The following is a 13123-nucleotide window of genomic DNA, read 5'->3' as shown; positions in this document are numbered from 1 at the left end:
CGGCAAGACTGTCGCAAAACGCCCAGAATGGTCGTTTCGCTCATCACAACGCAACCGACCATGGAATATCGCGCGCTCGGCCGCTCCGGCCTGCAGGTTTCTCCCCTCGCCTTCGGGGGCAACGTCTTCGGCTGGACGGCCGACGAGGCCATGTCTCACCGGCTGCTCGACGCCTGGGTCGACGCCGGCATGAACTTCGTCGACACCGCCGACATGTATTCGCGCTGGGCGCCGGGGCATGTAGGCGGCGAATCCGAAACCGTCATCGGCCGCTGGTTCGCCCAGGGCGGCGGCCGGCGCGACAAGGTGGTGCTGGCGACCAAGGTCGGCAAGCCGATGGGTGACGACAAGGTCGGGTTGCACCCCCGATACATCCGCCAGGCGGTCGACGCATCGCTGACCCGGCTGAAAACCGACCACATCGATCTCTACCAGTCGCACGACGACGACCCGAACGTGCCGATGGAAGACGTGATGGGCGCCTTCGACGACCTGATCAAGGCCGGCAAGGTGCGCGCGGTGGGCGCCTCCAACTACGAGGCCGACCGCTTCGCCCAGGCACTCGACACCAGCGAACGCCTGGGCATTGCGCGCTACGAAACCCTGCAGCCGCTCTACAACCTCCATGAGCGCGAGTTCTTCGAAAAAGGCCTGCAGTCGCTGTGTGTGGAGCGCGGCATCGGCGTGATCAACTTCTGGGCGCTGGCAGCGGGCTTTCTCACCGGCAAGTACCGCACGCCGGCCGACGCCGGCAAGAGCGTTCGCGGCCAGGGCGTGATCGACAAATACCTCAACCCACGCGGCCTGCGCATCCTGGCCGCGCTGGACACCGTGGCCGAACGGGTCGGCGCGACCCAAGGCCAGGTGGCGCTTGCGTGGCAGATCGCTCAGCCGGGTATCACCGCGCCCATCGCCAGCGCAACCGACATCGAGCAGTTGAACCAGTTGCTGGTGGCCGCCGAACTGAAGTTGGACGCGGCATCGCTGGCTGAATTGAGCGCAGCCAGCGACTACCTTGGCTAAGTCGGGCGAACGGCCTGAAGAAACCGCCTGACCGCCGAGGTTGGCGGTTTTTTTGCGCCTGACGATGGTCGTGGAGTGACGCGACAGGCTCCACTGCCGCCGAGCCACGGTAGAACCGTTACGAACGGCGCGAAGCAACAGAGCATGCAGCTCACCGCCCCGGCCATATCCAGATCCAACTCGAGAGCGACCATCCGCATTCGAGCCTGAGCCTGGGAGACATCACCGCACGACAACCACGACGGCCGCAAGGACGCGCGCGGGCAGGTGGCGGAGTTGCGCACCGACGGGCACGGCGTCGTTCGCGCGGCGCAGGGTCTCATCCTCAGCACCCAGGCGCGCGACCGCGCGCGCGGCGGTGTGAAGGAAATCGGCGAGGCGTTGCAAAGGCTGTCCGACGCGCAGGACCTCCATGGCCTACTGTCCCAGGCCGGCCAGACGCATCTGGTGCAGGACGCGCAGGACCAACAAGCCACCCAGCAGAAGCTGCAGCAACCGCTTGACGAGCTCCGTGGCAGCGGCGAAGTGTCGGGTGAAATCAAGGCGCCGCATCTGCTCATCGACAGCGCCACCGGCATCCAGACCGCCGCTGCCGGCAGCACCGAGCAGGCCAGCGGGGAACTCCACGCCATCGTCAGCGGCGAGCACACCAGCATTACCGCTGGCGGCAGCCTGCTGGCGAGCGCGGTCAAGGCGATACGCCTGTTCGCGCGCACTGCCGGCATGCGTCTGTTCGCCGCCGAACAGAACATCGAAATGCAGGCCCAGCACGGCAGCGTCTGCATCAGAGCGCATGACACGATCCGCCTGCATGCCCGGGTCATTGAACTGCAGGCCGAGCACGACGTCCTGATCAACGGCGAGGGCAGCGACAGCCGGTGGCAAGCCGAGGGCATCACCCATGGCACCCCCGGGCGGTGGACGGTGCATTCCCCAGGGCAGCAGCCATAGCGGACCGACGAGCCCGCCGGTGACTCCCGGGCAGTTTCCGGTCAGCGTCTGCAACGAATGCATGAAGGCGGCCATGCGCCAACGCATCGCGCTGACGCCTCCGTGAACCACCGACACGGCACCGACTCATCGCACCGGCACCCTGCGAGAGCGCACGGCATGGTGGACGAATCAGACGTGCCGTCAAGCGCGACCAACGTGGGGAAGGTGCGCCGCTCGAAGACCTCGGCGAATCGATGCCGGCGTCATCGCGCTTCTTGCCTTGACGCCCGGCGCCACGGGCGGCACGCAAGCCCCTCCCATTCGCCGGCAAACCCTTACAAGCCCGGCGCGACCTCGGCGATCAGCTCGATTTCCACGCAGCTGCCCAGCGGAATCTGCGCCACGCCGAAAGCGCTGCGGGCATGCGCGCCGCGCTCGCCGAAGACTTCGGCCAGCAGTTCGCTGCAGCCGTTGGTGACGATGTGCTGCTCGGTGAATTCGAGCGTGGAGTTCACCAGGCTCATCACCTTGACGATGCGGGTGACCTGATCGAGGTCGCCCACCGCCATCTGCAGCGTGCCGAGCAGGTCGATGGCGATGGCGCGTGCCGCCGCCTTGCCTTCGTCGACCGACACCGTCGCGCCGAGCTTGCCGACCCAGGGCTTGCCGTCCTTGCGGGCGATGTGTCCCGAGATGAAGACCAGGTTGCCGGTGCGCACGAATGGCACGTAGGCGGCAGCCGGAACCGCGACGGGCGGCAGGGTGATGTCGAGGGCGCGCAGCTTGTCGTAGACGCTCATGGAGGTTTCCTTGATGGTGGAAGTCGGGGGGAATGGAAAGACGGGAAAGGAGAAGACCGGTTAGCTGCCGGCGCGATCACCGGCGGGCTGGCGCCGAGTCAGGCGCTCAGCCGAGCGGCTCGACGGTGACCGCGACGTCGAGCGTGTGCTCGCCGCCGCCGTGCAGCAGGCCCCGCATCGGCGACACGTCGCCGAAGTCGCGGCCGAAGGCGATGGTGACGTAGTCCTCGCCGGGCATGCGGTTGTTGGTGGGGTCGAAATCGTGCCAGCTGCCAGGCCCGTTGGGCTCGCCTGCCGGCGGCGCATACACCGAAACCCAGGCGTGCGACGCGTCGCTGCCGACCAGCCGGGGCATGCCCGGGGGCGGCACCGTCAGCAGATAGCCGCTGACGTAGCGCGCCGGCACGCCCATGGCGCGCAGGCAGCCGATCATGATGTGGGCGAAGTCCTGGCAGACGCCGCGTCGCTGCGCCAGCGCCTCGACCGCCGGGGTGCCGACATCGGTGCTGTCGCTCTCATAGCGAAAGTCGCTGTGAATGCGCCGCATCAGCGCTTCGGCCGCGAACAGCACCGGCAGGCCGGAGGTGAACACCGGCCGCGCGTAGGCGTTGAAATCTTCGTGGCGCGGCACGTATTCGGAGGCGAAGACGAACTCGGCCGCCCGGTCCCAAACGCTGCCCGCCCGGAAACGGAAACGCTCGCGCACCGCCTCCCAGGCCGCGCCACCGTCCAGCGGCATCGGCGGCGGCTCCAGCGTTTCGACGACGCTGGCGGCGATCACGCGCAACTCTTCGTGCGCGGTCTGCAGCGAGAAGAAACAGCGGGTGTTGCCCCAGGCGTCGATGCGTTCGGAGCGCGCGGCCACCGGCGGCGTGATGTCCAGGCCGTGGTCCAGCAGCGACTGCGTGGCGGTGTCGCGCGGCTTGAGGTGGACGATGTGCTGCGCGGTGTCCACCGCCGGCGCGTAGGCGTAGACGGTTTCGTGAAGGATGCGGAGTTTCATCTCAGGTCCCGATGCTGTGACGCGCGTCGGAATGGGTGAAATACAGGGCGCTGATGGTGTCGGAGAGCGTGTAGGCGCTGTCGCAGCAGAACTGCAGCAGTTCGGTCAGCTGCGGAGACACGCCGCTGCGGTCGGCGTCGACCCGGCAGAGCGCGCCGAGCTCCCACAAATCCGGGTTGGGCACCGCCATGCTCGCCGCGCCGATGTCGCCCGGCCGGCCGCCGGCCAGCCGCGAGAGCCGGCCGCGCAGCAGTTGTGCCACCCAGCCCAGCGAACGCGGATTGTCGCGGTCGATCACCAGCAGGTCGATCAGCGCGGCGACCTCGCGGGTCTGCTGGTATTGCGCGTGGAAGGTGATGGTGCTGTCGAAGAGCGCGAGCACGCCCTCGAAGCCGGCCTCGTCGAACAGCGCGCCGGTGTCCAGCGCCAGTTGCAGCGACGACGCCAGGAACCCCAGGCGCTCGATGTGCCGGCCGATGGACAGCAGCCGCCAGCCGTCGTCACGGGTCATGCGGTCGGTCTGGCCGCCGGTGATGGCCGCGAGGTGGCCGCTCGCGGATTCGAGGATGCGCAGCGCATCGACCGACAAATAGGTTTCCTCGCCTTCGTAGGCGGCGCAGCGGCGGAAGAAGTCTTCCTCGGCATGCACGATGGTGCTCCAGTGCTCCTGGGCCAGGCGCTCGCGCACACCGGCGGCCGCCAGACGCAGCGAACGCAGGTTGTGGCCGACGCTGTAGGACTCGGGTTCGGCCAGTCCGCTGATGAGCGAACGCTCGAACACGCGACGCGCCTGCAGCGCCGAAGGCACCTTGGCGTGCACCAGCCCGTTGTCGACCGCCGCGGCCGACAGCCAGGCCAGCAGCGGCTGGGAAGACTGGTCGTCCCCGTTGAGCGACTGCAGCACCAGGCGGGCCAGGCGCACATTGTTCTCGGCACGCTCGGTGTAGCGGCCGAGCCAGAACAGGTTTTCGGCGGCACGGCTGGTGACCAACCGGTCACGCCGGCTGATCGTTTCCGGCGTGGGATGCGACTGCAGCAGCGTGGTGGTGTCGACTTCGCCCGGCGCCAACACCCAGACGTCGGCACTGCTGCCGCCGCGCTGCATCGACACCACGGCGCTGCCCACGCCCGAGCCGTCGCCCACCACCCGCGCCATGCCGCCGGGCAACACCCGCCAGCTGCCGGGGCCGTCGGACACCGCGAACACCCGCAGCAGCACCGAGCGCTGGGCGATGTGGCCGCGCGCGCCCGAGGTGGGCTGCTGCCAGGTCGGCATCTGCGACAGCGGCAGTTCTTCCTGCAGCGTGTGTTCGTCGCTGCGGCGCAGAATGCGGCCGGTCCACTCGTCGCGACCGCGCTGCGGCAACTGGCCGCCGAGCACCGCCTCGAAAGAGTCATGCCAGGGCGACTTGGGATAGGTCGGCTTGATGACGCAGTCGGCCATGTGCGGCAGGGCCGCCGTGCGCGCCGCGTCCTCGCCGCACCACCAGGTGGGCAAGGCGGGCAAGGACAGCTCTTCGCCCAGCAGATGCCGCGCCAGCGCCGGCAAAAAGCCCAGCAGCGCGGGCGATTCCAGGAAAGCCGAGCCCGGCGCGTTGGCCAGCAGCACGTTGCCCGCGCGCACCGCCTGCAGCAGGCCGGGCACGCCGAGGGTGGAGTCGGACCGCAGCTCGAGCGGATCGAGAAATTCGTCGTCCACGCGCTTGAGCAGGCCGTGCACCGGCTTCAGGCCCTGCAGTGTCTTCAGGTAGAGCCGGTCGTCGCGTACCGTGAGGTCGCTGCCTTCGACCAGCGTCAGGCCGAGGTAGCGCGCCAGGTAGGCATGCTCGAAATAGGTTTCGTTGTAGGGGCCCGGGGTGAGCAGCGCGATCAGCGCGTCGGCGCCGCCGGGGCTGCTGCGCTTCAGGCTTTCGACCAGCGCGCCGTAGGTGCTGGCCAGGCGCTGCACCTGCATGGCCTCGAAGGCCTCGGGGAATTGACGCGAGATGGCGAGGCGGTTTTCGAGCAGGTAGCCCAGGCCCGAGGGCGCCTGGGTGCGCTGCGACACCACCCACCAGTGGCCGTCCGGCCCGCGCGCCAGGTCGAAGGCGGCGATGTGCAGCAGCGTGCCGGGGGGCTGCGCGCCGTGCATTTCGCGCAGAAAGCCCGGATGCCCGTGCACCAGGGCCGGCGGCAGCAGACCGCTGGCGAGCAGGCGTTGCTCGCCGTACATGTCGGCCATGACACGGTCTAGCACCCGTACCCGCTGCAACACGCCGGCGCTGATGCGTTGCCAGTTCTCCGGATCGATGATCAGCGGAAACAGGTCGACCGACCACGGACGCGGCGGGCCGCTGCCTTCGTCGGCATAGACGTTGTAGGTGACCCCGTTGTCGCGGATCTGCCGGCGCAGGTTGGCCATGCGGCGGTCGAGGTCGTCGAGCCCGGGCTCGCCGAGCTGATCGAAGAAACGTGCCCACTCGGGCGCCAGCGGACCGGTGCCCGCGGTCGGGCCGGTGGAAGAAGCGATCTGGCCGCGCAGCTCGTCGAAGTGGCCGGGGGTCGCGGCCGCGGCGATGCCGGCGGCCAGGGTCGACGGCGCTTCGTACGCGCCGGTGGCGAAGAGGGAACTGCGTGGCTCATCCATGGACCCGCAATTGTCCCATTAACCCGGCCGCCGATCGGCCCAACAGCGACGATGTGGTTTCGGCGGGGCGCGGCGGCCTTCGGATCGGGCCAGGCCCGTTGCCGGGGCGCTGCTGAAGATGCGGTTGGCTCTTCAACCAGCAAACCCGGGAGTTACCGTGTTCCCTCCTTTCCAAAATATCCACCCTTCCCAAGCAGGCACACCTTTCCCATCAGGCGGCTGCGGCGGTCCGTCGATGCGAGGCATGACGACCAACCAGACCCCTGCGCAACTCGAGGCCATCGCAGACGAAGTCGGAAATTTGTCGGAGCTCGAGTCACCGCCCAGCCCACCGGACTCGCCTGCTCCTTGGCGAAGCTCCGGCAGCGTACTAGACGCACTTCCGCGCCGCGTACCGCAACGCAGTACCGATCCGCTCTTCATGCAGGCCCGCGTGAGGGCCGAGGAAGAGCATCAGCAGAACCTGCTCAAGCGCAGCAGAGTCGATGCGGTGCTGGGTCGCTTGTTAGGAGGTGAAGGCATCGACGAGTACACCGCCGCCGTACGGCCGGACGTGGTGGACAAACGGGTACCGGTCTGGGCGCGCGCGCCCGACGCGCCTTGCGAAACGCGGGCAGATTCCGTCTGGTGGGCCCGCTGGCGGTCCGCCAAACGCGACGCGTCGACCCAAACCCCGGGTCCGGCGGATGAGTGCCTGCATTTCCGTTGGACGAACAACCGGCTCGAGATACGGCCGCTGTCTGCGTTCCAGGAGAACGACCGGGAAGTCGGTCTGGAGATTTTCATGCATGGCTCCGGCGTCCAGGTGCGCGACAACGGCGCCTGGGTGGAGAACCCTGGCGAGGACTTCTTCAGCAAGCTCGACCAGGTCTGGCAAAAGGGTGCCAGCAGTTCCTTGCTCTGACCCTCCCCGTCGTATTCCACCGAACCCAAGGAATCTCCGCATGATCTCCAGCCCACCTTTGAACACGTCCACACAGGGCAGCCATGCTCCCGTCGTGACAGGCACTGCCGGTCGGCCCAAGGCCGCCGGCGGGCAACCGTCAGTGCACATCACGGTCACCACGTCGCATCCCACCTCGGCGTTTTCGCAGCTGTTCGACATCGACGTCGCCGGCAAGATCCGCCGCAACCACGAGCACCGCTACGAAACGCCCGCTTCGGTGCGCGGCAAGTACGAACGCTACCTGGACAAACGCATCCGCTTCGTCGATATGCTCCAGAGCGGCCAGGCGGGCTGGTCGGCCGAGACATGGCCGCCGGGCTTCGAACTCAGCCCGCAGGCAGTGCAGCGCCTGCAGCAAACCTGCGACAGCGGCGAATTCCGCAAACCCACGGTGCAGGAAGAAGCCCAGCGCACGCTGGAGCAGATCGGCCATGTCATCGAATCGACCTACGCACTGGCCGACGCCGCCACCTCCGCCGAACGTGCCGCGGTGCAGGCCCAGGCGCAGCCGCGCACCTGGGCCGCACGCGACAACGACCGCAGCACCGTGAAGTTCGGTGACCATGCGCGCATGTTCGCCGCGCAGGTGGAGCACTGTTGCCACACCTATGCGAAATTGCTGCAGCACCAGGCGAGCGGGCATCCCTTCTTCGCCACCGACGCGGTTCAAGCGCTGCTGTCGCGCGGCATCGCCATCGCCCGTGGCCTGCAGCAACTGCTCGACCGCCCCGAACTCGATGCCGCCGGGCGGGCCGACGCCCTGCGCCGTTTTCTGGCCGCGCCGGAGCATTCGCTGGCCGCGATCGAAGCCGACATCCGCACGCTGTGCAGCCACAGCCCGGGCAGCCCTTTCAGCCTGGCGGTCGACAAACACGGCCTGACCGGTTTCGCGGGCGAAGTGCGCATCAATGGCGCAGGCCTGCTGCCCGGCGCCGCGCCGGCGGACCGCGCCCGGATCGACGAAGTGCTCGACGAAATCGCGATGGTGCAGGCCTGCTATCCCGACACCCGCTCCATCGTCATCGCCGACTTCTCCGACCTGGAACAGGTCGATGCACTGCGCTGCATGCTGGACGCGCGGGGGGTTGCGCCGGAGATCATTCCGCTGGTCGAAAGCGTGGAGGACGCGCACGGCTTCATGCACAACGTCGCCGAATTCCAGCACCACGGCGTGCGCACCGTGATGGCCGCCGGCAGCGACCTCGCGCGTGTCGCCGGCACGCCGCAAGCCATCGTGCTGCACCACCTGATGCACCTGCACTGCCTGATCAGCGGCATGGTCTTCTACTTCGGCAACGGCACCAGCATGCGGCGCAATGGCGAGGGCGTCGACGGCTGCGCTCTGCGGCAGCAACTGGCATTGCGGCCCTTCGCGACCGGCAACGGCGGACAGTCCGTGGAACCTGAAACGCGCAGCACACTGCAGGGTGGCGCCGCCGCGCTGGCCCTGGGCAATACCGCACTGGCCCGCCGGCACCTGCTGCAGCGCGGCGGCCTCAAGCCCGTGGAGGTGGTGCCCGAAGAGGCGCTTGCCGAGGCAGCGCAGGCCGCCGAGGTCTTCGCCGACATCACCAAACACGAACTGGCGGCCCGCCGGACCGACGGCGACTTCAGCCGGTTCTACCGCGCCCACCCGGCGATCCGCGACCTGCGCAATGCAAGCGCGCATCACGGCTCGCGCGACGGGGTGAAGCCCGGGCTGCAGCACCTCTATGAAGACCGGGCGATCAACGCGGACGCCAGCATGGAACTCTTCAATCTGGCCGCCTCGTTCGCCTGGTCCGACCTCGACCGCGACCCAGGAGCGCTCAGCCGGCTGGTCACCAGCACGCGCGCGTCGCTCGCCGAAGGCAATGCCGTAGTGCAACGCATCGTGCTGAACTACGCCATCCAGGCCAGCACCGTGTTTTTCGAGGACCAATGCCGCGAAAAATGGGCGGCCGCGGGCTTCTCCGAAGAGGCCATCGAACGCCTGGCCGCATCACGGGCCGTCCTGCTCGATTTCGTGGCCGCCTGCGGCCACGACCTGGCGCAGGACATCCCGCTGCAACGATCGGTGATGGAATTCATCGGCATCGCCGAAGCCTTTCATCCCACCGATGCAGCAGCCAATCTGCGCGCCATCGAACAACGCCGCCGCCGTTGCAACGATGCCGGCATTCGGGCGCTGCACGCCATGACCCGCCGCGACGATCAGACGCTGTCACCCGAGGCGCGAAAGCTGGCCGCGCTCGACCTGCACCTGAACCTGACGGCCGCCTATGTGCTGGGGGCGGGCGTCAAGTCCTAGGGTTCAGGATCGCCGCAAATCCAGCGTGCAGGGGAACTCCCGGCTCGCCGCGACGCCCGAGATCGGCTGCTCCGGCATCTTGAGCTCGCCGGCGCTGTGCCCGGTGCGGAAGAAGCGCGCCAGGCGCCGGCTCTCGGCCTCGTTGGCATTGACCGGCAGCGTCGTGTAGTTGCGGCCGCCCGGATGCGCCACGTGGTAGCGGCAACCGGCGATGGCGCGCTTCATGGCGACGTCGACGATGTCGAAGGTGAGCGGTGCGTGCACCTCGATCGTCGGGTGCAGCGCAGAGTACGGGTTCCACGCCTTGTAGCGCACGCCCGCGATGTATTCGCCCTCCGTGCCGGTCGGCTGCAGCGGCACCTGCCGGCCGTTGACCAGCACGGTATGGCGGTGCGCGTCGAGGCCGGTCACCCGCACCTCGATGCGCTCGACCGACGAATCGACGAAACGCACCGTGCCGCCACCGGCGGTCTCTTCGCCCATCACGTGCCAGGGCTCGAGCGCGGTGCGCAGCGACATCTGCATGCCCAGCGCCTCCACCGCACCGATGCGCGGGAAGCGGAACTCGAAATGCGGCGCGAACCAGGCCGCATCGAAGGCGTAACCCGCCGAGCGCATTTCCTCGATCACGTCCTCGAAGTCGGCCTGCAGAAAGCCCGGCAGCATGAACTTGTCGTGCAGCGTGGTGCCCCAGCGCGCGATGGGCGCTTCGTAGGGCTTCTTCCAGAAACGCGCCACCAACGCACGCAGCAGCAGCTGCTGCACCACGCTCATGCGGGGATGCGGTGGCATCTCGAAGGCGCGAAGCTCCAGCAGGCCGAGACGGCCGGTGACCGAGTCCGGCGAGTACAGCTTGTCGATGCAGAACTCGGCGCGGTGGGTGTTGCCGGTGATGTCGATCAGGATGTTGCGCAAGGTGCGGTCGACCATCCACGGCGCCATCGCCTCGCCGTATTTCACGCGCGCGGCGCGTATCTGCTGCACCGCGATCTCGAGTTCATAGACCTGGTCGTTGCGCGCCTCGTCCACCCGCGGCGACTGGCTGGTCGGGCCGACGAACATGCCCGAGAACAGATAGCTGAGCGAGGGGTGGTTGTGCCAGTACATGACCAGGCTGGCCAGCAGTTCGGGCTTGCGCAGGAACGGGCTGTCGTCGGGCGTGGCGCCGCCGAGCACGAAATGGTTGCCGCCGCCGGTGCCGGTGTGGCGGCCGTCGGTCATGAACTTCTCGGCCGACAGGCGCGAGCGGAAGGCGGCGTCGTACAGAAACTCGGTATTGCGCACCAGCTCGCGCCAGCTGTGCACCGGCTGGATGTTGACTTCAATCACGCCCGGGTCGGGCGTGACGGCCAGCAGCTGGATGCGCGGATCGCGCGGCGGCGCATAGCCCTCGACCACGATCTTCATCTGGAGCGCGGCGGCCGTGGCCTCGACGGCCGAGAGCAGCGAGAGGTAGTCCTCCAGGTGCGCCATCGGCGGCATGAACACATACAGCATGCCGAACTTGCGGCCGTCCTTGTCGGCCTTCTTGCGGGCTTCGGCCTCGGCTTCAGGTCCGTTGGCGATGGACGGGTCGCGCACTTCCACGCACAGGCCGGTGCGGGTGGTCCAGCTCGCCGATTCGAAGCGCTCGGGCACCCGTGTCACTGCCACGCTCACCGCTTCGACAGCACCACTGGCCTCGGCTGCGGGCTCGGGCTTGGCCTGCGACTGGATGCTGGCCGGCAGCGGGCGCCGGGGCGCGCTCGGGTCGAGGTCGATGACATAGGGAATGTCTTCCTCGCGCATCCACGGCAGCGAGTCGAGCGGCAGGCGGTAGCCCATGGGCGAATCGCCCGGCAGCAGCCGCAGCACGCCGTCACGGATGAACCACGGGCCGGTGGCCCAGACGGCACCTTCCGCGGCGGCGATGGGTTCGTCCGGGCGCTCGGCGTCGATGCGGGGCGCGGCCTGCAGCGGCAGCAGCCAGCCGGTGACCGCCGACAGCCCCTTGTCGAACACGCGGCGCAGGCGTTCGCGCTCCAGCTCGTCGGAGATGCGGGCGTCGAGCACGTCGACGTTGATCGGCAGGCGGCGCTCGCGCCACAGGTAATAGAAGGTGTCCTCGTAGGCCGGCTCGACGAACTCGTCCTTCAGGCCGAGCTCGGCGGTAAGCCGGCGCACGAAGCGTTCGGCATCGTCGGCCGTATAGGTTTGCGGCTCGCGCTCGTCGGCCAGCAACGATTGGTCGGTCCAGCAGGGCTGGCCGTCGGTGCGCCAGTAGATGCCCATGGCCCAGCGCGGCAGCTGCTCGCCGGGGTACCACTTGCCTTGCCCGGTGTGCAGGAAGCCGCCGGGTGCGTACTCGGCGCGTAATTTCTCGACCAGGTCGGTCGCGCGCTTGCGCTTGGTCGGCCCCATGGCGGCGGTGTTCCACTCGGGGGCGTCACGGTTCTCGATGGCGACGAAGGTGGGCTCGCCGCCCATGGTCAGGCGCACGTCCTGGGCGCGCAGTTCGGCGTCGACCGCGTCGCCGAGCGACAGCACGTCGTGCCATTGGGTGTCGGTGTAGGGCAGCGTCACGCGGGGCGATTCGTGCACCCGGCTGACCGTCATCTCGTGGCGGAACTCGACTTCGGCGCGCTCCATCAGCGCGCCTTCGATCGGCGCCGCGCTGCCTGGCGTGGGCGTGCAGGCCAGCGGAATGTGGCCCTCGCCGGCGAAGAGGCCCGAGGTCGGGTCCAGGCCGACCCAGCCGGCGCCCGGCAGGTAGACCTCGCACCAGGCGTGCAGGTCGGTGAAGTCGATCTCGGTGCCGCTCGGGCCGTCGAGCGACTTCACGTCGGGCGTGAGCTGGATCAGATAGCCGGAGACGAAGCGCGCGGCCAGGCCCATGTGGCGCATCAGGTTGACCAGCAGCCAGGTCGAGTCGCGGCAGGAGCCACAGGCTTTCTCCAGCGTTTCCTCGGGCGTCTGCACGCCGGGCTCCATGCGGATGAGGTAGCGCACATCGCCCTGCACCTGCTGGTTGAGCGCCACCAGGAAGTCGATGGTGGCGCGCTCGGTGCGGTCGATCTTCTTCAGGTATTGGGTGACCAGTGGCGTCGCCGGCTCGGGCACCAGATAGGGCGCGAGCTCCTGCGCGATCTTGGGCGCGTAGCGGAAGGGGAACTGCTCGGCTTCGGGCTCCAGGAAGAAGTCGAAGGGGTTGTAGACCGCCATCTCCACGACGAGATCGACGGTGACCTTGAACTCGCGCGTCTTCTCCGGAATCACCAGCCGCGCCAGGTAGTTGGAGAACGGGTCCTGCTGCCAGTTGACGAAGTGGTCGGTCGGCTCGATGCGCAGCGAATACGAGATCACGTTGCTGCGGCAGTGCGGCGCGGGCCGCAGCCGGACGACCTGAGGACCCAGCAGAACCGGACGGTCGTATTTGTAATGGGTGACGTGGTGCAGAGCTGCGTGGATGGACATGCGCGGATGGGCTTTGCTGACGTGGAGGGAGGCGCGCCAGGAGAAGGCG

General features: G+C 68.3%; 8 protein-coding genes. 4 read left to right on the top strand and 4 right to left on the bottom strand.

Features of this window, described 5'->3' with window-relative positions; all coding sequences use genetic code 11:
• The first annotated feature begins 60 nt into the window (after nucleotides 1-60).
• Nucleotides 61-1023 (top strand): aldo/keto reductase, encoded by a 963-nt coding sequence (locus tag R9X41_RS06075; RefSeq protein ID WP_318633983.1) that lies wholly within the window; start codon nucleotides 61-63, stop codon nucleotides 1021-1023.
• 267 nt (nucleotides 1024-1290) lie between these two features.
• Nucleotides 1291-1974 (top strand): DUF2345 domain-containing protein, encoded by a 684-nt coding sequence (locus R9X41_RS06070; RefSeq protein ID WP_318633982.1) that lies wholly within the window; start codon nucleotides 1291-1293, stop codon nucleotides 1972-1974.
• A 317-nt stretch (nucleotides 1975-2291) separates the two neighbouring features.
• Here R9X41_RS06070 and R9X41_RS06065 read toward each other — a convergent pair whose 3' ends face one another.
• From R9X41_RS06065 to R9X41_RS06055, 3 genes are all read right to left on the bottom strand, one after another.
• Nucleotides 2292-2756 carry a RidA family protein gene (locus tag R9X41_RS06065; protein WP_318633981.1) on the bottom strand — a complete coding sequence of 155 codons (465 nt, stop codon included), beginning with the start codon at nucleotides 2754-2756 and terminating at the stop codon, nucleotides 2292-2294.
• Nucleotides 2757-2862: 106 nt separating this feature from the next.
• The gene (locus tag R9X41_RS06060) at nucleotides 2863-3759 is read right to left on the bottom strand and encodes a transglutaminase family protein (protein WP_318633980.1); all 897 of its coding nucleotides are present in this window, start codon (nucleotides 3757-3759) and stop codon (nucleotides 2863-2865) included.
• A 1-nt stretch (nucleotide 3760) separates the two neighbouring features.
• Nucleotides 3761-6385, bottom strand: a complete 2625-nt coding sequence (locus R9X41_RS06055; RefSeq protein ID WP_318633979.1) for a circularly permuted type 2 ATP-grasp protein — start codon at nucleotides 6383-6385, stop codon at nucleotides 3761-3763.
• Between the two features lie 421 nt (nucleotides 6386-6806).
• On the opposite strand from R9X41_RS06055, the gene R9X41_RS06050 reads away from it, so the two are divergent.
• Nucleotides 6807-7289: a hypothetical protein gene (locus R9X41_RS06050; RefSeq protein WP_318633978.1), complete on the top strand. Its 483-nt coding sequence runs from the start codon at nucleotides 6807-6809 to the stop codon at nucleotides 7287-7289.
• A 40-nt stretch (nucleotides 7290-7329) separates the two neighbouring features.
• Nucleotides 7330-9621 (top strand): hypothetical protein, encoded by a 2292-nt coding sequence (locus R9X41_RS06045; RefSeq protein WP_318633977.1) that lies wholly within the window; start codon nucleotides 7330-7332, stop codon nucleotides 9619-9621.
• Between the two features lie 3 nt (nucleotides 9622-9624).
• Here R9X41_RS06045 and R9X41_RS06040 read toward each other — a convergent pair whose 3' ends face one another.
• Nucleotides 9625-13074 (bottom strand): transglutaminase family protein, encoded by a 3450-nt coding sequence (locus R9X41_RS06040; RefSeq protein WP_318633976.1) that lies wholly within the window; start codon nucleotides 13072-13074, stop codon nucleotides 9625-9627.
• Nucleotides 13075-13123 lie beyond the last annotated feature (49 nt).

Origin of the sequence: Xylophilus sp. GOD-11R, from assembly GCF_033546935.1 — a bacterium.
Classification (GTDB): domain Bacteria; phylum Pseudomonadota; class Gammaproteobacteria; order Burkholderiales; family Burkholderiaceae_C; genus Xylophilus.
This window is presented reverse-complemented; position numbering and strand designations above follow the sequence as displayed.

What these genes read in the sequence shown, in the direction of transcription:
- R9X41_RS06075 (WP_318633983.1), top strand. Translation starts at nt 61, where the DNA reads ATGGAATATCGCGCGCTCGGCCGCTCCGGCCTGCAGGTTTCTCCCCTC.
- R9X41_RS06065 (WP_318633981.1), bottom strand. Translation starts at nt 2,756, where the DNA reads ATGAGCGTCTACGACAAGCTGCGCGCCCTCGACATCACCCTGCCGCCC.
- R9X41_RS06060 (WP_318633980.1), bottom strand. Translation starts at nt 3,759, where the DNA reads ATGAAACTCCGCATCCTTCACGAAACCGTCTACGCCTACGCGCCGGCG.
- R9X41_RS06055 (WP_318633979.1), bottom strand. Translation starts at nt 6,385, where the DNA reads ATGGATGAGCCACGCAGTTCCCTCTTCGCCACCGGCGCGTACGAAGCG.
- R9X41_RS06050 (WP_318633978.1), top strand. Translation starts at nt 6,807, where the DNA reads ATGCAGGCCCGCGTGAGGGCCGAGGAAGAGCATCAGCAGAACCTGCTC.
- R9X41_RS06045 (WP_318633977.1), top strand. Translation starts at nt 7,330, where the DNA reads ATGATCTCCAGCCCACCTTTGAACACGTCCACACAGGGCAGCCATGCT.
- R9X41_RS06040 (WP_318633976.1), bottom strand. Translation starts at nt 13,074, where the DNA reads ATGTCCATCCACGCAGCTCTGCACCACGTCACCCATTACAAATACGAC.